Raw genomic sequence first — 22,618 nt, forward strand, 5'->3', positions numbered from 1 at the left:
GTGTACAAGGCCCGGGAACGTATTCACCGCATCATGGCTGATATGCGATTACTAGCGATTCCAGCTTCATGGAGTCGAGTTGCAGACTCCAATCCGAACTGTGATAATGTTTGAAGATTCGCATCCTGTCACCAGGTAGCTGCCCTCTGTCATTACCATTGTAGCACGTGTGTAGCCCAGGACGTAAGGGCCGTGATGATTTGACGTCATCCCCACCTTCCTCGCGGTTTGCACCGGCAGTCTCTCTAGAGTCCTCAGCTTGACCTGTTAGCAACTAAAAATAGGGGTTGCGCTCGTTATAGGACTTAACCTGACACCTCACGGCACGAGCTGACGACAACCATGCAGCACCTTGTAAGAAGTCCGAAGAAATGTCTATCTCTAAACAATGCATCCTACATTTAAGCCCTGGTAAGGTTCCTCGCGTATCATCGAATTAAACCACATGCTCCACCGCTTGTGCGGGCCCCCGTCAATTCCTTTGAGTTTCAATCTTGCGACCGTACTCCCCAGGTGGGACACTTATCACTTTCGCTTAGTCACTGAACTTGTGCCCAACAACTAGTGTCCATCGTTTACGGCGTGGACTACCGGGGTATCTAATCCCGTTCGCTCCCCACGCTTTCGTTCATCAGCGTCAGTATATACGTAGTAGACTGCCTTCGCAATCGGTATTCTATGTAATATCTATGCATTTCACCGCTACACTACATATTCTATCTACTTCCATATAACTCAAGACTAACAGTATCAAAGGCAGTTCAACAGTTAAGCTGCTGGATTTCACCTCTGACTGATTAGCCCGCCTACGAACCCTTTAAACCCAATGATTCCGGATAACGCTTGGACCCTCCGTATTACCGCGGCTGCTGGCACGGAGTTAGCCGGTCCTTATTCGTAGAGTACCGTCAAATGATTACTCGTAACCACGTTTCTTCCTCTATAAAAGAAGTTTACAACCCATAGGGCAGTCATCCTTCACGCGGCATGGCTGGTTCAGAGTTGCCTCCATTGACCAATATTCCTCACTGCTGCCTCCCGTAGGAGTCTGGTCCGTGTCTCAGTACCAGTGTGGGGGATCTCCCTCTCAGGACCCCTACTTATCGTTGCCATGGTAAGCCGTTACCTTACCATCTAGCTAATAAGACGCATAGCCATCATAAACCAATAAATCTTTAAATATAATCTGATGCCAAATCATATCGCCATGGAGTATTAGTCTTCGTTTCCAAAGGGTATCCTCCTGTTTATGGTAGGTTCTATACGCGTTACGCACCCGTGCGCCGGTCGTCAGCAAATAGCAAGCTATCTCTGTTACCCCTCGACTTGCATGTGTTAAGCCTGCCGCTAGCGTTCATCCTGAGCCAGGATCAAACTCTTCATCGTTGTTTTTTTACAGCTCTCACTGCATATTTAGACGATGCTCAAAAAAATCTCATGATCTAGTCATGTAATTTACGCTCTAATTTACGCTGTCAATTTCAAATTTCTCAATGAACTTTGTCACATAGTGACTTAATAACTTAGCTGCTTCGCTAAGCGGATGCAAATATACTAACTTTATTTAATCCCAAACAAATAATTGTTGATTTATTTCTAAATCTTTTTTTTACTCGTTTGTAAAGGAGATGCTCCTTTAATAAATGCTGTATCATGTATCTGATCTTATCCCTTTATAACTAAAATAGTTCTCGCTACTAAGGGGCTGCAAACATACGTATATTTTAATGTTTTTATATAGTTTTTTTGTGAAGTTTTTATCTCTTTTTTTAGTGGGTTACTAGTCAGGGGATTAATGTGGATAGTTGGTGGTTGGTGGTTGGTGGTTGGTAGTCAGTAGTCAGTAGTCAGTAGTCAGTAGTCAGTAGTCAGTAGTCAGTAGTCAGTAGTCAGTAGTCAAGTTGGAAATTTTTGAGTTCTTGAGCTGTATTAAAATGTTATGATTTGATGATTTTTTTTCTGTCTTATATCTTTGGTAAACTTTACTCTTTGCGTTAGGGATAGTAGCGGCATCCTTTTACGGTCAGTTTGAGTGAATTTATGGAGTGGAACGGAATAAATTTGTATCGAAAACTAGTAAAAGATATAGCGAATAGCCCGACCCACAAGGGGAACGCCCTAAGTAATATACATAAACTCTTAGTTCATCTAGGTTTGATTTGAGAGAGTTTTAGTAGTACATGCATAATGGTATGAGGATATTTTACCATTAGCTATATTCTTTAGTAAAGAATTGACTTTAGATATCATTTTCTATTGAAAGCTACTTGAAACAAACATTCTACAACCTTATTCTACAAAATAACGAAAGAAATAGTTTTGGAAATTCGATCAAGAATTAGGAGGTAGCCATTTAAAATATCCCTGGAATTCCAGGTAATTGACCTGCTAATGCTAATGACACAGCACATACGATAAACGTAATTCCTGGAATTATTAATTTTTCTTTTAAAGACATATTTTTAGCACGCTGTTTATCTCCTATCAGTCCCATATTATCCAAAAACATGGTTAACGCCCATCCAAAAACTGGATTTACGAATGCACAAGCAAAAATACATGTCCCTGCGCTTAGAGAGTCTTGCTGTTTTTTGACCATTTGCATTCCTGCTTCTAGTAATGGCAAAAATACTCCCACAATTAAGGCAATTCTTAGTACTGGTTCCCACATGGCTAAATCCATTGGATATCCAAATACGGATGCAACTATACATAGCAATGCCGTTAACAATGCACCACCTGGAATGGGTCTTTTGGCAATCGCCGCAGGAATCATATAAGTTCCCCATGAGGAAGTGATGTTACCTCCTCCTAATACTGAACCTACTATTTGTCTAAGGGATGCGACAGACATGGTATCGTCTACATCCATTAGTGTTTTTTCTGCTCCCTTAGGGTAGTTTAATTCTTGGAAAACTCTGTGTCCTAGATAATCTGGAGGCCACATGGCTACTGCTAATATTGCGAAGGGTATGACAGATATAAAATGACCTAAGTTTGGCCATCCGATTTGCCAACCGGTGGTTTCTCCCCACCACCAATTGGGATTCATGTGTGGTAATCCTGGTAGGGTTGAAAATTCGAAATGAGCTCCCATGGCATAAGCAATAACTCCAGCTATTACTGAACACAAAGGAATGGCTAACCATCTTTTTTCTATTCTGGCTAGGTAAGCGTATAACAGGATAGTTACTCCAATAATCACAAAAGAAATAGTACTGGTGTTGTTGGATATAGCCCATTTCTCAAATTTACCTATTTGACTAATGAGACCTATGGCCCCAAGATAAATTAACAAGCCTCCTCTGACTCCTATACCTGTTAGCGTCATTAACTTAGACCCCCCTTTGGTGATACTTAACAAAATTCCGAACACTCCTATTAGAACTCCTAAAGCCAGCGGATGTCCTCCAGACATAGCGATGATTGGGATTAAAGGAATCATAGGTCCATGAGTTCCTGCCAAATTCGCGTTGGGATTTAAAATTGCTGAAAAAAGTATGACAAACAATCCCCCTGCAATTAACAACTCATACCTTACGTTTTCTGCTATAAATTCTGGTGTTAAACCATATTGAGCTGCAAATGCTGCTACTACAGCAGTTACCATTACTACTTTACCAATTGTTGCAGCCAATCCAGGAACAATATCTTCAATTTCAATAGAATAATCTCTAAAAGGTAGATTTACTCTCCATTTTCTAAAATCTAAAATAGAAAGTTCATGTTCTAAATATTCTTTTCTTGTATTGAATTCTTTTGAATTTTTCCTTTTGATTTTATACGATTCTTTATTCATTTACTATAATTATTGCGAAAAAATCAAATATATAAAGATATTGCTATAAAACACTCAATATGGTGAGTATAAAAGTTATTTATATTTTTTTGTAGAGTATAAAGTATATTTTTTGTTTTAAAGTTGCTTTTCTTGATACAATTACCTGTTGCAGATTACTCGAAATGACAATTTTGAAATCTTTTATTTAATATATTGAATTCTCGTTAGGTGCAAATTATTCTGATTTGAGAACATAATTTATATCAGGTTTTTGTGTTTAGTGGATTTGGAGCGTCGTATTTTGAGTATTGGGATTTACTTGTCTTCCTATCAATTTTGCTCATTAGAGGTTGTAACAAAAATAACGTCTTTATCAGGAATCATTTTATCACCATTTAGTACTTGATAAACTCTTACCAAAGCCAACACATCTTGCTCGCAGTAATTTATGATACGTTGCAAATTATTTTCTTTGTAAAACACTTTACAGACCTCTCTTCCATCGATATCTCCTTTAGGACTTGGTCACTCTTAAAATGTGTGTTAAAAGTTTTAAAGAAGTGTAATGCTTATAATCTCCAAAACGCCACAGCTCCATGGTATCTAAGTGTTTGATTTCCCATGGTTTTTTACCATACAATTGAAGCTGACTAGGTAGTTTTATTTCATTAACAATCATTCTTCTGGCGATAAAAGGTATGTCGAATTCCTTTGAATTGTGTCCACACAACACATTTTTAGGTTGATTGAAATACTGTTTTAGTAAAGTTTTAAAATTATTTAGAATAGTTAATTCGTCTTTAGATGCAAAAGAGGTTATCCGTAGCTGGGAGTTCACAAAATAACCCACCGATATACATACTATTTTGCCGAATTCTGCCCAAATACCTGCGCTATCGTAAAAGTCTTCTGCTGTGTATTCTTCTCCTCTTTTATAGGCTGTTTTGTTGGCAAACAGTTCTTGCTCAACTTTAGGCACCTCATTAAAATTTGCGTAGAGTGGCACTGTTTCTATATCTAGAAATAAGATGTTTTCTTTCATTACTTTTTTTAGTAAAAGTTATGAAATATATAGGCATGAAAAAACCTCACCTTAATAAGGTGAGGTTGATAATATTTTATAAAATGCTTGATTACAGATTGGCATTTCTAAAAGTCCATGCAGAAATATCTACTTTAGTTCCATCTTTTTGATCTGCAGATAAGGTATAAGTCAATGCAGCAGCATCAATTATAGTTCCATTAGCATCAGCAGCATCAATTTGTACATCAGCTAAAGTACCGTTTTCTCTCAGATCAATATCAACACCGTATCCCTCTAAGAATAAGTTAGTGATTGTAGCACCTGATGTTTTCTTAAACTGTAAAGCAGTTCCACTTTGAGTAGAAATAGCTGTTACATTATCAAACTTAGGGTTACCATTAATTCCGTCTGCTTCGAAAGCAGTTGAGAAACCAGCAACAGTATGAGAGATGTAAGTGTTAGTTACAGTACCATTCCATCCTTCTGTCCAATCCACTGAATCGTCATCATTGTTTTCTAAGTATAAATTAGTTGCATTAACAGTACCTCCAAAAAACTCAACACCGTCATCTGCTCCATTAATTACTGCAATGTTTTCAACTTTTGTTTCACTACCTACGGCATAGAAAGAGATACCATTATACTCAGAATCAGAGTTAATGGCTGCTCCAGTTCCTCTCATTACTAAAAACTCTATAGAACCTGAACTGTCTTCGTCGTTAGTTCCCCCATAAGAAAAACCAGCGATTTCTGCAGTAGCATCAACACCTTCAGTTGTTGTGGCATCTCCACAAATAACTAATCCTCCCCAATCTCCTTGTTCTCCATTTGCAGAAGACATTACAACAGGATTAGTATTAGTTCCTTCAATAACAATATCAGCTCCTTTTAACACAGCTAAATATACACTTGTCCCACCCGCTAAAGCTTCAATTTTTGTACCAGCTGGAATTGTTAAAGTTACTCCAGGATTGACAATTGTAGCTCCAGTCAAGTTATATTTTATTGACGCATCTAAAGTTAAATCTGCAACAATATTACCTGGTAATTGGTTTTCCAATTGACTCCCACTACCTGGACCATCATCACTATCACTACAACTTGTAAATACTAGTGAAGCAATTGCTAACATTGATAATACTAATTTTTTCATTTTTGATAATTTTAGATTTTAAATTTAATTTTTGTTGACACAAAGAAACGATGTCTATTTTGTTAGCTCGTTAATTGATTGTTAAATAAGAGTTAAAAACCATCTATCAATGTTAAAAAAATAGTCATCTAATGTTACAATAATAAAAAACGCAGAGATATTTAAATATCTCTGCGTTTTTTATTATCAGCAAAAGTTTATAGCTTAAAATTTATAACTTAAAGATAAGCTATAGTCTACTCCTCTTTTATATCTGGAAACTAATTCATTTGTTATCGTTGTTTCATCCGTTAAATTTAAAACATCTTGTGTTTGATCAATGTTAGGGTTTAAGATGTTTTTAGCTGCAAACTTTATGGTAAAGTCGTTAAAAACTTTACTTGCCACTAAGTCTAAAGTGACAAAGCTTTCTTCAATGATTTCTTCATTGAAAAGTAAATTTCTGTTAGCTTGATCTCTAGGAGCTCCCACAGCAAAAATTTTGTCAGAAAAGTAATTTCCCGTTAGATTTAAGTTGAATTTTTCGTTTTCGCTTCCCGAATTGTAATTTAAACCTCCGTTAATAATCCAATCAGAAGCCCCTGCTAAACCTGAAGTTTCTCTGTTATTGAATTGGAAAGTCTCAAACAAGTCTTGTTCATGGTTTGTGTAAGAAATATTTCCAATGAATCGTAGCTTATCATCGTCCATTTTCAACAAATTAACCCTTGCTTCTGCTTCTAATCCAAAAACAAGCGCTTTTTCTCCAGTGTTTGCATAAGTAAAGTTCCCTGCAGCTCCCGTTTGAATAGTAAAGTTGATAGGGTCTTGTATATTTTTATAAAATCCTGTTAAAGAAAATAGTTCATCCTCAGAGAAAAAGTACTCCAATTTAGTGTCAACATTATAGTTTGTTGATGGTTGTAAATCTGGATTACCAACAATAGTTCTACCGGTAGGTGTTTGATATTGAAAAGGAGCCAACTCTTTGAACTCAGGTAGTGTAAAGGTTTTACTCAAAGACATTCTAAAATTAAGGTTTTCTATCACTTCATATTTTAAATCCAATTGTGGCAGAAGATTACTATAAGTATCACCTGCATCACCTATTCTTGGTGTATTAGTTTCTCTATTAAAAAAGTTTGTAACATCGAACCTCGTTACTTCAATTTGATTCCTTTCAGCTCGTAATCCTAAGTTAACCGTCAGCTTATTAATATTATATGTTGTAGTTAAATAAGCCCCCGTGTACAAAAGCCTTGCAGAGTACGTGTCTTCAGGTCTTGTTATGGCGGTTACACTTCCGCTAGCAAAATTTTGTTCGTTAGCTATCACTGAGAAGTTGTCCAGAGAAGAAAGTGTGTTATTTCTAACATCTAATCCTACGAATACCGACTCAAATTCTCGTGTTCTATATCTAACGTCGATACCTGTGTTTAATTTTAAACTTTGATTTTCTTTTTGAATTATTCCAATCTCATCTTTAATAAATGCACTTATCTCAATATCATCAACTTCTTGAGAGAATTTTCTTTGCTGAAAATTGTTATTAGTAGATGGAGCAATAACTCCTATTGGTGTATTATCTGTTCTTGTAGTACCATCACCAATAACAAATTCATTTCTAATTCTATTTGGTTCATCAGCAATCAAATAGTTAAATGCTGTTGCCCATTTTAATGTATTGTTTTCTTTTAAATTATGTATACCTAAAAGTTGAGATACAAATATTTGAGTCTCTTTCAAATTTTGATCTCTAAGAAAACTTCCTACGTCGGCTCTTGGCTGATTATCTAGTTTAAAACCCTCTCCATTCCTTCCTGACTCATAAAGTTGATCTTTAACTTTATTTACAAATAAATTTACCCACTGTAAGTTATTTTCACTATTGATTTTTAAACTAAAATCTACCAATCCAGTAGTGGTGCTACTTAACTCAAATAATTCCGTATCTGTATAAGAATCTGTTAAATTATTAGCGTTGTATTGTTGAAATACACCTGTCTCATAATCAAATGATCTTTCATTAGAAAGCGTAGTGTATAGTTTTAAATCTCCAATCTTAGTATTAAACTTGTAACCTTTAGATATTGATAAGCTATAGTTTAAGGGAAAATCTAGAGATTCGGGATCGAACGACTCATTTCTTACTGTACTTAAAACATTTGGTGTTTGATTATAAAATCCTAAAAAATTAATATCCTTCAAATTTTGCGTAGTTCTAAAATTCGAAAAGTTTTCTGCTACATTTGAATTTATACCTGTACCAAAGCTTATCTTGAAATCTTTATCATTGTATACACTAGTAGTAACATCCACCCTACCAGATGTTTGATCACCATAAGTGGATGCTAAATAAGTTTTACTAATACCTACATTTTGAATAATATCATTTGAAAATAAATTTAAATTGATATTTTTCTTATCTACGTTGTCTGATGAAATGGGTAAGCCATTTAACGTAGTTAATAAATACCTATCCCCCAAACCTCTAACAAAAACATCTCCTGACGACGCAGATTTGGTAACCCCCACAACTTTCGTAGTCGCCTCCGCTGCATCAGATACTCCTTGCTGAGACAGTTGTTCTGCACCAATACTTTCAATAATACTGACTGCCTCTTTTTGCTCAGCAATTAAAGCAGTTTCACTTTCTTTATTGGTAACCGCAGTAATTACAATAGCATCTAAAGCATCTGCTAAAGTTTCCATCACCACAGATATGTTTTGAGTTTTACCCGCTACTACATTAATTGCTTTCTTAACAGGTTTGTAACCTACAAAATCAAAAACAATGATGTGTTTCCCTGGCAATAGTGGCAAAGCGTAATTACCGTCAAAATCTGTAGTAGTTCCTACTTGTGTATTTCCTTCTACATAAACACTTACAAAAGGTAAAGGCTCTAAACCTAAATCCTTGTCTTTTACGTTTCCCGTAATCTTACCCTTTGATTGCGCGTAAGTTAACGCTGTTATTAATGTTAAAAAAGCAACTAATAAATTTCTCATTATCAATGATATATTTGTTTTTTGAAAGTGCAAAAATCTATAAATAATACCTTAAAAGTCATAAGATACCATTAACGTTATGTTATCATAATGTTAAAAACCAACTCGTATTAGTTTAATATATTGATTAGGTTAAATGATTGTTAAAACCTATTTCGTATATTAGAAAACCTTAATTTTGGTAGGATTAACAATAAAGTAAAATGGACACAAACAAAATCAAAATCCTTCTTGTAGACGATGAACCAGACATTTTAGAAATTGTAGGGTACAATTTAAAAAAAGAAGGTTATGATATTTATACTGCCGAAAATGGTATACAGGCTGTAAAACAAGCCGAAGAAATTCAACCCCACTTAATTTTGTTGGATGTAATGATGCCTGAAATGGATGGTGTAGAAGCTTGCGAAAAAATTAGAGAAATTCCTGAGCTAAGTAATGTAATTATTTCATTTTTTACTGCTCGTGGAGAAGATTATAGTCAGGTTGCTGGTTTTGATGCTGGTGCTGATGATTATATTACCAAGCCTATTAAACCCAAAGTACTTACCAGTAAAATTAAATCTCTTTTAAGAAGATTAAAAGAGGGTAACGAAATTGCAAATAGTACTGATTTAGGAGGGATTATTATTGACCGAGACGAGTATATTGTCATTAAAGACGGTAATAAAATAGTACTCCCAAGGAAGGAATTTGAATTGTTTTCTTTACTAACATCCAAACCCGGAAAAGTATTTAACAGGGAATCTATTATGAAAAAAGTTTGGGGGAGCGATGTAGTTGTTGGAGATAGAACTATTGATGTTCACATTCGTAAATTGAGAGAAAAAATTGGTGACGATTACTTTAAAACTGTTAAAGGAGTTGGATATAAGTTTATATTGAATGAAAATTAAAAACTTTTTCTTTTTCTCTGTAACTATTGCTTTCATTTTAATTGTATGTATAGACATTGCTTTGCTGATATTTATGTACATCACAGAGCCTATTATTCATTATAAAGCTTTAAGCGTATTATCCTTAATACTGTTTATAATTCTAATCATTGTCATTAACAATGGGATGGAAGCTTATATAAATTACAGGATTAACAAGATATACACTCAGGTAAATAGCTTAAAAAAGAAAAGAATTACCAACGTCAATATTAATGCAGATGAGTTTGATTTTTTAACTCGTGATATTTTAAAGTATAACTACAAAAAGAAAAAAGAAATTAGCAAACTTAATTCTCGAGAGAATTACAGACGTGATTTTTTAGGAAATGTAGCTCACGAATTAAAGACTCCTCTTTTTACCGTTCAAGGATATTTGCTAACGCTTATTGAGGGTGCTGCTGAAAACAAAGAGATTAGAGAAAAATATCTTAAAAGAGCCAATAACGCTATTGAGAGACTGAGCGAAATTGTTGGAGATTTGGATTTAATTACCAAATTAGAAACCAACGACTTAAAACTAAAAAGCGATACTTTCAACATCATTCAGGTGATTCAAAAAGTATTTGATTTGCTTGAAATGCAAGCCAAGAAGAGAAACATCAAACTTACTCTTGATCAATTTTATGACATTCCTGTATTTGTAATTGCAGACCAAGCCAAAATAGAGCAAGTGCTCATTAATTTGGTGATGAATTCTATTAAATACGGAAGCTTTGGAGGAACCACCATTGTATCCGTAAGCTATTTGGATGAAGAAAAGATTTGCATTAAAGTTTCTGATAACGGAGAGGGAATTAAAGAACATGATATTGCTAGACTCTTTGAACGTTTTTACAGAGTTGATAAAAGCAGATCTAGAGACCAAGGAGGTTCTGGACTTGGATTATCTATTGTGAAACACATTATTGAAGCGCATGAGCAAACCATTAACGTAAAGAGTAATATTGGAGAGGGATCTACCTTTTATTTTACGCTTGAAAAAGCTTAACAAACGCATCTAACTCCTCTTTTAAAAGATGTTTGTGGTTCTGATTAAAACGGCAAACATCTTTTCTATTTTGAATCCTATCAATTGTAAAATCCTTTTGATGACAATAATCAAACAACTGTTTTTTCTTTAAATAACTCGCCAAATACTCTTGTTCCGTCTGTCCAGGTGTAGGAATTAAAAAAGCTTTCTTTTCTAGTTTTATCAAATCCATCACTGTGCTGTATCCCGATCTGCTTAAAATCATATCAGCACTCAGTATCGCTTTTTCCAAGTCTTCAGAATTCATATAATCTACGAGTTGAATATGATCAGAAACCTGTTGATCCAGTTTTTTAAAGCTTCCTCTTACAAACAAAACTTTACCTTGATAATGTTTGAGTTCCTCTAAAAGTATACGCTCTAAAATCACTCTCTGTCCCTCTACTCCTGAAAGTAATACTAGCAAATCGTATTTTTTTGTGGTTACCGATTTCTCAAATCTAGATAAAATGCCAATGTATCTAAATTCCAAATTTTCGTTTTTAGAAAGCTCTCCTGTATACAAATTACACGGCTCATCTGGCACCCAACAAACATTGTGCTTTTTTATAAAATAATGGTGGACTTTATTGACCAAAACAGATAACAGTCCCGCCTTGATGTTTAACTGATGTGTGATATAAGCAGACTTTACTTTGCTGGAATAAACTCCCAATCTGTTATCAGATATCAGACCAGCCACTTCTTTTGAACGCTGTGATATGTAATGGTTAATTTCCTTATGCTCTTTCCAAATACCATAAATGATATGAGGTAGATTCAAGAGCATTCTCAGTTTAAAATAAGAACCATACTTAATTCTATAACCAGTTAGTTCAATCGTTTCGATTGATGGAAATTCTTTTTTAAGAAACAATAAAGCATCACCGTCACAAGCAACAACGGGTATGAAATTTAATTTTTGTATTTCTCTAATGATAGGAATACACCTAGATACGTGACCCCATCCCCAATTCAAAGGAGCTACAATTATTTTATTTTTCTTGATGGCTTTCAATCACGGGTTTTTAAGAATCTCTAAAATACAAAAGGCTCATCACTTAAAGCATTTGCTACTTTACAAATTCCAATCTAAAAAATTACACAAAGTCAAACTTCTACCTGAATATCTTTATATGAATTGAATTTGGTAGAAAATAAAAAACTTTGCCTAGTGATAGACAAAGTTTTTTTTATAAAAACAATACTTATAATATTACTTTTCAATTTTAGAATACGCAAAAGTCAAATCGTTAAACAATCTCGTTAAATTATTGGTTACTTCAATAACTTCATTCAAATCTATATTTCCCTCAACAAAGTCACTCCTTTTAGACTTAAGAATATCAAACTCAACAGAGATTTCCCCAATGATATCATCTGTCTTTGCAGCAGAATTATATTCACTTACCATCAATTCACCTATATCTGAATCCATTTTGTCGAAAACTGCATCTAAATCCAAAGTCTTTATTCTTTGCTTTTTCCCAATATACTTCTCCAATTTTTGATAAGTAAAGAGTAAAGCCAAACGCTGAGATAGCATTCTTTGCTTTCCAGACTTATTTACCAATTTAATCAAATCTTTATCGTTACTCGATTGCAAGAACTGAGCTTCAGATTCAATGACCACGTCATTTGAAACTTTAAGTAATTCACTAGATAACTCTAATACTTTGATTGCATTTTCTGGAGTTTTTGGTTTTTTTGTAGCCTCAGAAAACTCTTTCCATTTGGATTCTTCTTTGTCCAAAACCTTCAATAAATCTTTGTTGTAAGCTTCTAGATTTTTCTTTAAAACCTCTAAATTCCTCTGAAATATTGAACTCGCAATCTTAAAATCTATAAGCACTTTTGAACTTGCCTTAAAGTCAATATCTTTTTCATCAAAAGACATGACCAAATAATTTTTGGCAATTTTCTGAGACAACATTCTTTGCTTACCTGCAGTGTTGATAAATTCTGATTTACTGATGGTTTGAGCATTGCTGATAAACGTAGCTAACAGCGTAATCGATAAAACTAATTTCTTCATATTTGATTTTTTATTATTGAATATATCTCAAATATATATGTTAATTTTATGTTAACAAAACATTATATTAATAAAAATGATAAATGTTACCTTTTGAATTAAATTAACGCTAACCAATTTATCTTATCTTAAAACACATAAATAAGTTAATTTACTAATCAAAAAGAGGGCTTTAGTATAAATACTAAAGCCCTCTTTGGGTTTTATGTTGATTTAATTTTACATTAGATCAAACCCAATATCTTTTCTAAAATTCATTTTGTCAAAAGAAATTTTATCTATCGTTTTGTATGATCTTGCCAAAGCACTCGGAATATCATCACCAAAAGAAGTAACCGCCAACACACGGCCTCCTACAGCAATTACTTCACCGTCTTTGACCGTAGTTCCTGCATGATATATAATAGAATCTTCCTCGTTACCTGTTCCAGTAATTACTTTTCCTTTTTCGTAAGCCTCAGGGTATCCACCAGAAACAACAACAACTGTAGTTGCCGTTCTAGGGTCTACTTCATAAGATTTAGACGCTAAAGTTTGATTACCTACTCCCTCAAATAAATCTAATAAGTCAGATGTAATACGAGGTAATACAGCTTCTGTTTCAGGATCTCCCATACGTACGTTGTATTCAATTACAAATGGTTCTCCATTAATATTCATCAACCCTATAAAGATAAATCCTCTATAATCTATCCCATCTTTTTGTAAACCATCTACTGTTGGTTTTACAACTCTTTCTTCTACTTTAGCTAAAAAAGCTTTATCTGCAAATGGTACTGGAGAAATAGCTCCCATTCCACCTGTGTTTAAACCCGTATCTCCTTCTCCAATTCTTTTGTAATCTTTGGCCGAAGGTAACACTTTATAATCTTTTCCATCTGTTAGTACAAATACGGACAATTCTATACCATCCAAATATTCTTCAATTACTACTTTAGAAGATGCTGCTCCAAATTTTTCGTTGGTTAACATATCTGCTAACTCAGCCTTCGCTTCTTCTAAATTGTCTATGATTAAAACACCTTTACCTGCTGCTAATCCATCAGCCTTTAGTACAAATGGTGGTTTTAACGTTTCTAAAAACGCTTGTCCCTCTGCTACCGTTTCTTTAGTAAAGGCCTCGTATTTAGCAGTTGGAACTCCATGCTTAAACATAAATTTCTTGGAAAATTCTTTAGAACCTTCCAACTCTGCTCCGTCTTTTTTAGGACCAATAACTGGAATGTCTTTCAAATCTGCATCTGCCAAAAAGAAATCGTGTACTCCAGCTACTAAAGGTGCTTCTGGCCCTACAACAACCATCTTAATATCGTTATCTAAAACAACTCTTTTTACGGCTTTAAAATCCGTAGGATCAATAGCTAAGTTCGTAGCTATTTTAGCAGTACCAGCGTTCCCTGGTGCTAAAAATAACTTTGATAACTTTTTACTTTCAACTAATTTTTTTGCAAATGCATGTTCTCTACCTCCAGAACCTAAAATAAGAATGTTCATGTTTTATTTACCTTTACCTTTAATTACCACCAAAACAGTTAGTAATATTATTTTTATATCAGTCCACAAAGATAGGTTATCTAAATAAACTAAATCGTATCTGGCTCTAATTTTCATTTGAGCAAAGGTATCAGCATATCCAAAGCGTATTTGACCTAAAGAGGTGATTCCTGGCCTTAAACATTGCAGCTCTACATAATTGGGCATTTCGCTAATAATATTGTCTAAAAACTCTTGCCTTTCTGGTCTAGGACCCACAATACTCATGTCTCCTTTTAATACGTTGACAAACTGTGGGAATTCATCAATTCTGTATTTTCTTAAAATTTTTCCGAGCTTGGTAATTCTAACGGTTTCTTCGGCAGACAGTAAGGGATCGTTCACAGGAGGAATCCCTTTCATGGTTCTAAACTTATAGATATTGAAGTGCGCACCTTTTTTTCCCACCCTTTTCTGGAAAAAAAAGGGTCTTTCCCCTGTAGTTATAACAATTAAGAAACAGATAACAGGTATCAACCATGTAAGTATAATTAACATGATAAAAAATGAAAAAACTATATCAAAAAAGCGTTTTAACATTATGCTGACTGCGTTAATATTTGATGAACGATAACATTTGTAATGGCATAGGTGGGAGTTACTCCTTTCATACCCAAACCTCCGGAAGCCAAAGTACTCCCTGAATGTAATGGGTTATCTGATGCGTAGTATGCGTATCTTACTTTTACTTGTTTGGAAATATGATTTCGTATTTTGGAGGCTATTTGTATGGCTTTCTGGTAATGCGCTCCCTCCATTTCTAATCCTATGGCCTTCCAGCTGGTAGATTTAAAATAGTTTAAAATAAATTTATTTTGAAGAGAAGTTCCCAGCACAGTAATCATATTTCCCGTATAAACGTCTAAATTTATATTTTTGAAATGATTTTCTTGCAGTTCGTTCTCAAAATAATAATTATCTGCTGTTCCTTCAGAAACGTGGGCATTCGGAATCATAATATCTCCTTTGTTGCCACATAAAATACCTGCTTTACCCATAATAGAAATAGATTTGACATTTAGCTTAGTGCCTTCGTAGGGCTTAAGCAACTCATCCATACTTTCAAAAGCTTGTTCACCAAAAGCATAATCCATCACCACAATTACAGCATTACTTTTGGAATTGGGAATAAGTGAAGTATCAATAATTTGAACATCAATATTGGCTCCAGAAAGGTCGTTTACTTCTATTAAGCCATGATTCATCGCGTAGCCCAATACTTGTTTCCTTAAATTTTCGTTCTTTTTGAGACTCAATTCTTTGTATAAATGAAAATCTTTATTGCTTTTACCAATGGCTTGTTCTGCATACAATACATTTAGCACAGAGTGCATATTAGAACTTACAATGTGAATGGGTTTGTTTAATAGTTTTTTAGTTTTTAGTATCTGTTTGATATTATTTGCCCATATAGTTCCGTAAACATGTTTACCCACTTGCTCTATTAATGTATCACTAAACCTAATCAAACGATACTCATTATCGAGCTTTTCCTTTACCGCCAAATGACCTAGCCAATAAATAATACTAAAAAAATAATCTGGGTTATCTGCAGATGATAATTTGGTATGAACCTCTTTTACCTCATCAAAACTTCTGCCTAAAAGGTTAGATAAATACACAAATAAAACATCTCTGTCCTCGTTGTTAATTTCCGTTTCAGAAAGCACCAACTCTTCTAATTTTTCCCACTCATGAGATATTTCATTTTTAAAACCTACAAACATTCTGTTCAGCAGTTTGTGAGATTCTAAATAGACAAAAGTTAAATGCGTTAGCACGTCATAAATATCAGATCTTCCTCTTGTAATCTCAATATTCATCTGATCATCGTCTATACGATAACAATTTCTCCTTCTCTTTGGGGGAACTATCTTTTTAAAATGTGCTTGATTAAAACCTTCAATAGCGGTTAAATTAACGTATCTACATTTTTCAAATCCTTTAGGCAATCGATCTAAAACATACAACAATCCGTCTAACTCAAATTGTTTAGAATCACCTATGGAACCGTAAATTTCTGGCTGAAGCTCAAGTAAAACACTTCTTAGAGAAGTTCCAGAAAGTCCCATAGGTTTGTAATAACCTCTGTTAAACAAATGCAACATGGTAATGTACATTGTTTCTATGGCTCTTTTGGATTTTTGTGCTAACTTTTTTTCTTGGTATTCCATAGCTGTGGAAGTTAATAATATAAGTTTAAAGCAATGATTTAAACTTGATAAAAAGTTTTTTTAATTGTGCATCAACCTCATCATACTTGGGCATAGTTCTACCCATGTAGATAAACATAATATTGTATTTATGAGGGTTGTTTTCAAAAAATTCGAACTGATTGAGTCGATAAGATTCTCTTAATAATCTTTTGATTTTATTTCGATCTACAGCTAGTTTAAAGTTTCTTTTGGGAACGGAAAAAGCAACTCTATTTTCAGTAATTTCACTACTGGGTAAATACATCATTTTAACAGGAAAACTTTTAACAGAGTTTCCTTCAATAAACAGCTGAGAGATTGTTTTTCTACTTTTTAGCTTCTGATTTTTTCCTAAAGTGTATTTCATTCTGTCGCAAAAGTAATGAAACCTATGTTATAGAATCGTTTTTTAAAATGAATATGCTAACGAGAATACCAAATTTCTACCTGGAGCACTTAACGAGGAAGCAAATTCCTTGTAGTGCACGTCCAAAATATTTTGAAGCTGTAACTGCAAACTAAAATCGTTGGTTACGTAATAATTAGTGTTGAGATTAAAAATGGACCAAGCAGGTGTCCCTTGATTATTGGGGGTTTCATCCAAATTATCAATCCCTTCTAATACATTGTAATCCTTTAATTTTTTTGCCAGCGCAAAACGATACTCTAAGGCAAAATTGTACTTTTTTTGATACCAGCCAACGGTCATATTTCCGAACGTTGGAGGAATAGAAGATAAGGGTTCATTTGTTTGATGAGTGGCCCCTTTGGTATAAGTGATACTTGCATTGGTTTTTAAGTGTTTTAGAACTTCCCATGAAAAACCCAAAGTACCTCCATAAATATATGCTTGATTTTGGTTGTTGTTAGCCAATATATTTTCATCTGTAAAAACATCTCCATCGAATGTAATTTCAGTTCCAAACTCGCTAGAAGGAGATCTAGAAATATAGTTATCTAGTAAAGTGTAATAACCGTTGGTACTCAATTTAAATTTTTTGTCTTTTGAAGATAGTTGATATCCAAATTCTCCACTGTACAAATGCTCTGGTTCTAATCTAGAATTGGGAACCGTTATTTTACCTGATTTTGATCTAATTTTTCCAATATCGTCTACATTAGGAGATCTAAATCCTCTAGATAATACAAAACTAATTTTATTTTGATGATTCGGTTTGTATATATAACCCACGGAACCCGTAATAGCACTATTTCTTAATGTAATCTGATTATCAGGTATGGGCACACTAACATTGTTATTCCATTTCGCTTTTAAAAGCGTTCCTGTGTATCGCAAACCCGTGTTTAAAGTGTGTTTTTTATTAAGCTTCTGCCTGTAAGAACTATATACAGCTGCGCTAGTATAGGTGCTACCACCATCTGGATAACGAGTATCAGGTGTAAAGGTGTTTTGTAGTCCCAATATCCTGTTTCCGTTAATCACCAACTCCTCTCCCTTGGCTTTGGAATCCACGTTGTTATGAATCAACTCAAAACCATAGAATAATTTTCTATTCCCTTTTTTGCTCAGGGATTTATAAAAATCGCTATTTAAAGAGAAAATATCCACCTTTTCCTTTCTCGTCACTCTATTTAAAGAATTAAATTGTCTATTAATTCTAGATTCTAATACATTTTGATAAGCTAGCGTTACTACACCATTTTGCAACAAAGAAAACTGATGGTCTTTAAATTTTAACTGACTAGATAAAAGTAATCTTTGTTGAGGACCGTATCTCCACTCCGCAAACTTTAACGCCCCTCCTTGCTCATCGTTTAACTTTCCAAAATTCGGAATATCGCTAGACTTACTGAATTGCGTATTGAGCACCAAATTGATGTTTTTAGAAACTGGAAACATCAATTTTTGTAGAATATCTAACTGACGGTATGCGGTGTTCTTTTGGATATTAGGATTTTCGTTTTTACTACTATTTTGGAAAAAACTATCCTCTGTATTTTTAGAATACTGAAACACCTTCCCCCAGTTTTTATAGCCATGCTTTCTATTTTTTCCTATCCTTAAATCATCAAAACTACTGTACGAAATACTAGAGAAAGAAGCCCATTTTTTGTGGGATGCGTAATTGCTATAACCAAAACTCTTTTCGTGATTGGCAGAGCTATATCGAGTAAATACATCGTTTTTAAAAACTAAAGAGTTGCTATAATTAAGTTTTTTTGTGTAAAAATGTACTACTCCCCCCAAAGCATCGGAACCATATGTAACAGATGCTGGTCCAAAAACAACTTCCGTTCTCTCCAACACAAAAGGACTGATAGTAATGGAATTTTGTAAGTGACCCGTTCTATAAATGGCATTGTTTAGCCTAACTCCATCGATAACCAATAATACTCTATTAGATTCCATACCTCTAATCACGGGTGAACCTCCTCCTAATTGAGATTTTTGAACCCTGACACCCGGAACGTTGGCTAATAAATCTGCAGAAGTTTGAGGTGAAATATACTCTTGACTCTTTTTTGTAATAATTTCAATATGCTCAGGAATACTTTGTTTTTTTTCTGCTACCCTAGCAACAGAAAGCACGATACTTTCCAAACCCTCGTGTTGGGGCTCAAGCAAAATTACAGTTTTTAGTTGCTTATATGCTATTTTCTTGGTGACGTGGGAACGGATTTTGAACTCGAAAAAACCTTTTCTATCCCCTTGCTTTATATAAAATTCTCCTTGTTTATCTGTTGTGTATAGAGACTGAGTGTTTATGTTTTTTACCCGAACGTTAGCCAATGCTTGTTGTGTGTAAGCATCTATCACCTTTATTTTTTGTCCAAAAAATGCCAGAGGTAAACCCAAAAAGAAAACAAAGAAATATTTAATCACTACTCTAATACTTTTGACAAAACATCTAATGAGTTTGGTCTTTTAAAAGAGGTCATATGAAGTTGATAATATTTTAATATAATTTCCAAAATCTTTGCCCTCTGACTTTTGCTCAAAAGTGTTTTACCTAACTCATCAAATTTTATGCCCAATGCAGTGTTAAAAAGTATCAATTCTTCTCCTTGAATGATATTGTAATCGTTAGCCGTTACATACTTTCCGTCTTGCAAACTAAAATAATATCCTTTTTTTTGATGATTGTTGTCTGGGTAAAAACCTAAGCACTTGGTTAATTCTAACATAAAAATCAAGTGAAAATTACCAATATTATCATGGCAATCTAACCAAAGAATTGCATTTTCTAAATAATCAAACAATACTTCATTTTCTCCCTCTTCCTCTTTTAAAACAGAGGACAAAAATTCTGATAAAAAAAATACGACGGATTGTTTTACAAAATCGACGTGCAAAGATTGAAAAGGCTGAATTATTTTAGCTTCGGATATTCTATTTAGACTACCTCTGTTATTATGTGATGCATTTATTTGCAGTAAGGATAAAGGTAAAAATTGCGATTTGTGAATTTTTCCCTTTTTGCTTTTTAGTATTCCTTGCAATAGGTAAGTTTTAACTCCTTCCGCCAGAGTGTAACATTTTACTATTAAACCGTTATCTCCGTATTTAATAGCACTGAGAACAATTGCCTTTGTAGATACATGCATTAATTTACAATCGCAATTTTAGTAGTTGTGTTTTCCGTTCCATCAGGACTGGAGACCAACACGATGTAAATTCCCGAAGTAACTAAGTTCCCTCTTAAATTTCTCTTGTTCCATTCTACTTTACCACCTATAATAGAACCGTCGTCGCTGATATTCGTTTCAAAAACCAATTTACCAGAAACATCCATAATTTTAATATTGGTCCCATCTGGAATCCCTTTACCATCTTTGGCAACTATAGTCACTACCTCGTGGCCTATCGCACTTCTCAAAGCTGGGTTAGGATACGCAATTACATCTGTAATACTTTCTCCAAAAGGTTCGGATTTCGTATCAAAAGAAACGACTCCTGCATCTGTAACAATGAACAATACTCCCGTATCATTATCTATTTCCAAATCTACAACCCTGTTTGAAGGCAAGGGTGAGTTAGTCGTATTAAAAATATCAAACGTAGTTTGTCCATCAGATGAGGTATGAAATATCCCGCCATCCTGCGTAGCGAACCATTTGGTGTTTGCTTGATCTATAACTATATCCCTAACAATTACATTTCCTAAAAGCTCTCTCACTTCGGTTCCCTCCTCAATAACAACTTTGCTTGCTGATCTCTTTGTGTTGTTATAAAGATTAACGTAATCATCAAAAACCACCAAACCTGAAGCAGTTCCAATCCAAATTTTTTCGTTTTCATCCACAATTACAGAAAATACAACATCTGATGCTAATCCAGTGTTGGTCTCCGTCAAGTTAGTTCGTTTTCTTTTACTTTCATCACTAATTGAATCTGCATTGAAAGCTAGTATTCCATTTTCTGCTGTAGCCGTAAAAATATTATTATTCTGATCAACGAACATATTGTTAAACCCTCTTATAAAAGTTGTTCCCACTATGTCTGTAAATCTAATATTTGATACCCAAGGACTTATAGTATTAACCAAAGAGCCATCATATCTAGAAAAAAATCTTTGCTCCTTTGCTCTCGGGTTAGCTGTCCAAATCATGTCGTTGTTATCAATAATCATATTGGCTGTCCATGTTTGGTTGACACTTTGGTGACCTGGCAAAATAAAATTGGTATTTTGATTTGTCCAAGTCTTTTCAAATTCGAACGTAGTTCCTTCTTCAGTTTGAGTCATTTCCGTAATACCTAAGCTATGAGAAGCTAATAAAACCGTTGATGAATCAAAAGGATTAACAATAGCTTTTACATAATTGTGCCTACTATTAACCTCATCAAAGCTTAGCGACTGCCATTTGTTATCTCTGAAGTAATCCACTCCAAAATTTCTACCTCCTTTTGGTAACGAATTATACACCACTCTATCGTAACCTCCATAAACAACCCAAATTTGATTGTCTTGATATGTCAAAGAAAAAATATCATTTCTGGAAGGTCCGTCTGGATGAATTTCCTCAAACAATCTTGGGTCATCGGTAAAATTTACTTTTGTTGACAAAACACCCAATTCTGAACTACTTATGTAAGCTGAATTAGCTTTTATAATCGTTTTTTTTGCTTCAAAATTCTTAGAACTAGTATTGCTCGCTTGGATACTATTTAACAAAGCATATGATTCAGAATCATGAATATCTATTCTATCTTTATAAGTAAACACTAAGTTATTACTATCCGAAATGGAAAAATCTAAAACATTGTCGGTAAATGTAATTAACGAATTGTTTGGCTGAGAAATATCTCTTAAAGAATTATTTTGAACAAATAACACCTTCCCTCTAATTATTTCCATAAGACGAATGTCTCCGCTGATTACTTTTGACCATTTATTGAAGAAAGCAGCTTGTTCTAAGTCAACATCGTCTCTAAAATTATATGCATACACTCCGCTTAAACTAGCCGCGTAGAGTATGTCATCTCCAAATAAAATAGTGTTAATTCTTTTAGGAGTTCTTGTATTTGATAACGAAAAGTTAGAAATTACCTCCAGCTTGTCAACATTGATATTTAAAATACCAAAATCTCCATAAGCTAATAAAACTGATTCTTTGCTTTCATAGCCATTAATCTCCTTACTTGTTAATGTTTTATTTTCTATCAGCCCAGTAATTAATGAAATTTTGAAATCTCTTGAAATTAACTGAATCAGACCATTTTGGTGACCCAAAATTATATGATCAGTATTAGCATCATACGAAATACTATTTATCGTCTCTAAAATCAAACCATTTACAGAAGATATTTTATCAATGCTTTTAGAATCTAAATTATAAACAAAAACAGCATTGTCTGAAGCCGCAAATAATTCATTCTCTACAACTACAAAATCAACTATATTATTATAGGACAAAAAATCTGTCCATCGTTCAGAAAAATCTTTTTGAGCATACGTAAATTGAAAAATAAAAACTAGAGAAAGGCATACGTACTTCATTC

14 protein-coding genes, 1 rRNA gene and 1 pseudogene (1 of these 16 running past the window's edge) are annotated in these 22,618 nt (G+C 34.0%); 2 read left to right on the top strand and 14 right to left on the bottom strand.

Going from position 1 to position 22,618, the window contains the following annotated elements; translation table 11 throughout:
• The 5 genes and pseudogenes from ACXGQW_RS06110 to ACXGQW_RS06130 all read right to left on the bottom strand — a co-directional run.
• A 16S ribosomal RNA gene (locus ACXGQW_RS06110) occupies window positions 1-1,386 on the bottom strand; it reaches 137 nt to the left of the window's first position.
• A 967-nt stretch (window positions 1,387-2,353) separates the two neighbouring features.
• A complete protein-coding gene (locus ACXGQW_RS06115) occupies window positions 2,354-3,799 on the bottom strand; it encodes a DUF3360 family protein (RefSeq protein WP_457821076.1) in 1,446 nt (481 codons plus the stop codon).
• Between the two features lie 312 nt (window positions 3,800-4,111).
• Window positions 4,112-4,823 (bottom strand): annotated as a pseudogene (locus ACXGQW_RS06120) (3'-5' exonuclease).
• Between the two features lie 91 nt (window positions 4,824-4,914).
• The gene (locus ACXGQW_RS06125; protein ID WP_457821078.1) at window positions 4,915-5,958 is read right to left on the bottom strand and encodes a hypothetical protein; all 1,044 of its coding nucleotides are present in this window, start codon (window positions 5,956-5,958) and stop codon (window positions 4,915-4,917) included.
• Between the two features lie 204 nt (window positions 5,959-6,162).
• A complete protein-coding gene (locus ACXGQW_RS06130; RefSeq protein WP_457821080.1) occupies window positions 6,163-8,946 on the bottom strand; it encodes a TonB-dependent receptor domain-containing protein in 2,784 nt (927 codons plus the stop codon).
• 203 nt (window positions 8,947-9,149) lie between these two features.
• On the opposite strand from ACXGQW_RS06130, the gene ACXGQW_RS06135 reads away from it, so the two are divergent.
• Window positions 9,150-9,842: a response regulator transcription factor gene (locus ACXGQW_RS06135; protein ID WP_457821082.1), complete on the top strand. Its 693-nt coding sequence runs from the start codon at window positions 9,150-9,152 to the stop codon at window positions 9,840-9,842.
• Window positions 9,832-10,872 carry a sensor histidine kinase gene (locus ACXGQW_RS06140; RefSeq protein WP_457821084.1) on the top strand — a complete coding sequence of 347 codons (1,041 nt, stop codon included), beginning with the start codon at window positions 9,832-9,834 and terminating at the stop codon, window positions 10,870-10,872. Before ACXGQW_RS06135 ends, ACXGQW_RS06140 begins: the two co-directional genes overlap by 11 nt.
• Here ACXGQW_RS06140 and ACXGQW_RS06145 read toward each other — a convergent pair.
• From ACXGQW_RS06145 to porZ, 9 genes are all read right to left on the bottom strand, one after another.
• Window positions 10,853-11,911, bottom strand: a complete 1,059-nt coding sequence (locus ACXGQW_RS06145) for a glycosyltransferase (protein WP_457821086.1) — start codon at window positions 11,909-11,911, stop codon at window positions 10,853-10,855. The two genes, ACXGQW_RS06140 and ACXGQW_RS06145, sit on opposite strands and share 20 nt — an antisense overlap.
• Window positions 11,912-12,109: 198 nt before the next feature.
• Window positions 12,110-12,928, bottom strand: a complete 819-nt coding sequence (locus tag ACXGQW_RS06150; protein ID WP_457821088.1) for a type IV pili methyl-accepting chemotaxis transducer N-terminal domain-containing protein — start codon at window positions 12,926-12,928, stop codon at window positions 12,110-12,112.
• A gap of 219 nt (window positions 12,929-13,147) precedes the next feature.
• Complete coding sequence (gene purD / locus ACXGQW_RS06155) at window positions 13,148-14,422, bottom strand: phosphoribosylamine--glycine ligase (protein WP_457821090.1); 1,275 nt, start codon at window positions 14,420-14,422, stop codon at window positions 13,148-13,150.
• 3 nt (window positions 14,423-14,425) lie between these two features.
• Entirely contained in the window at window positions 14,426-15,001 is a 576-nt protein-coding gene (locus tag ACXGQW_RS06160) for a sugar transferase (protein ID WP_457821092.1), read from the bottom strand.
• Complete coding sequence (locus tag ACXGQW_RS06165) at window positions 15,001-16,635, bottom strand: DUF6909 family protein (protein WP_457821094.1); 1,635 nt, start codon at window positions 16,633-16,635, stop codon at window positions 15,001-15,003. Before ACXGQW_RS06165 ends, ACXGQW_RS06160 begins: the two co-directional genes overlap by 1 nt.
• 25 nt (window positions 16,636-16,660) lie before the next feature.
• Window positions 16,661-17,023, bottom strand: a complete 363-nt coding sequence (rnpA, locus tag ACXGQW_RS06170; RefSeq protein ID WP_457821095.1) for a ribonuclease P protein component — start codon at window positions 17,021-17,023, stop codon at window positions 16,661-16,663.
• A gap of 42 nt (window positions 17,024-17,065) precedes the next feature.
• Window positions 17,066-19,501: a TonB-dependent receptor gene (locus ACXGQW_RS06175; protein ID WP_457821097.1), complete on the bottom strand. Its 2,436-nt coding sequence runs from the start codon at window positions 19,499-19,501 to the stop codon at window positions 17,066-17,068.
• A complete protein-coding gene (gene recO / locus ACXGQW_RS06180) occupies window positions 19,501-20,223 on the bottom strand; it encodes a DNA repair protein RecO (RefSeq protein ID WP_457821098.1) in 723 nt (240 codons plus the stop codon). The genes ACXGQW_RS06175 and recO overlap by 1 nt, the downstream gene beginning before the upstream one ends.
• Window positions 20,223-22,616 (bottom strand): type IX secretion system anionic LPS delivery protein PorZ, encoded by a 2,394-nt coding sequence (porZ, locus tag ACXGQW_RS06185; protein ID WP_457821099.1) that lies wholly within the window; start codon window positions 22,614-22,616, stop codon window positions 20,223-20,225. The genes recO and porZ overlap by 1 nt, the downstream gene beginning before the upstream one ends.
• Between the last annotated feature and the right edge of the window lie 2 nt (window positions 22,617-22,618).

It is taken from the genome of Wenyingzhuangia sp. IMCC45533 (genome assembly GCF_054111225.1).

Excerpts from the sequence above, each read along its gene's own strand:
- ACXGQW_RS06115 (WP_457821076.1), bottom strand. The coding sequence starts at position 3,799 with ATGAATAAAGAATCGTATAAAATCAAAAGGAAAAATTCAAAAGAATTC.
- ACXGQW_RS06125 (WP_457821078.1), bottom strand. The coding sequence starts at position 5,958 with ATGAAAAAATTAGTATTATCAATGTTAGCAATTGCTTCACTAGTATTT.
- ACXGQW_RS06130 (WP_457821080.1), bottom strand. The coding sequence starts at position 8,946 with ATGAGAAATTTATTAGTTGCTTTTTTAACATTAATAACAGCGTTAACT.
- ACXGQW_RS06135 (WP_457821082.1), top strand. The coding sequence starts at position 9,150 with ATGGACACAAACAAAATCAAAATCCTTCTTGTAGACGATGAACCAGAC.
- ACXGQW_RS06140 (WP_457821084.1), top strand. The coding sequence starts at position 9,832 with ATGAAAATTAAAAACTTTTTCTTTTTCTCTGTAACTATTGCTTTCATT.
- ACXGQW_RS06150 (WP_457821088.1), bottom strand. The coding sequence starts at position 12,928 with ATGAAGAAATTAGTTTTATCGATTACGCTGTTAGCTACGTTTATCAGC.
- purD (WP_457821090.1), bottom strand. The coding sequence starts at position 14,422 with ATGAACATTCTTATTTTAGGTTCTGGAGGTAGAGAACATGCATTTGCA.
- ACXGQW_RS06160 (WP_457821092.1), bottom strand. The coding sequence starts at position 15,001 with ATGTTAAAACGCTTTTTTGATATAGTTTTTTCATTTTTTATCATGTTA.
- ACXGQW_RS06165 (WP_457821094.1), bottom strand. The coding sequence starts at position 16,635 with ATGGAATACCAAGAAAAAAAGTTAGCACAAAAATCCAAAAGAGCCATA.
- rnpA (WP_457821095.1), bottom strand. The coding sequence starts at position 17,023 with ATGAAATACACTTTAGGAAAAAATCAGAAGCTAAAAAGTAGAAAAACA.
- recO (WP_457821098.1), bottom strand. The coding sequence starts at position 20,223 with ATGCATGTATCTACAAAGGCAATTGTTCTCAGTGCTATTAAATACGGA.
- porZ (WP_457821099.1), bottom strand. The coding sequence starts at position 22,616 with ATGAAGTACGTATGCCTTTCTCTAGTTTTTATTTTTCAATTTACGTAT.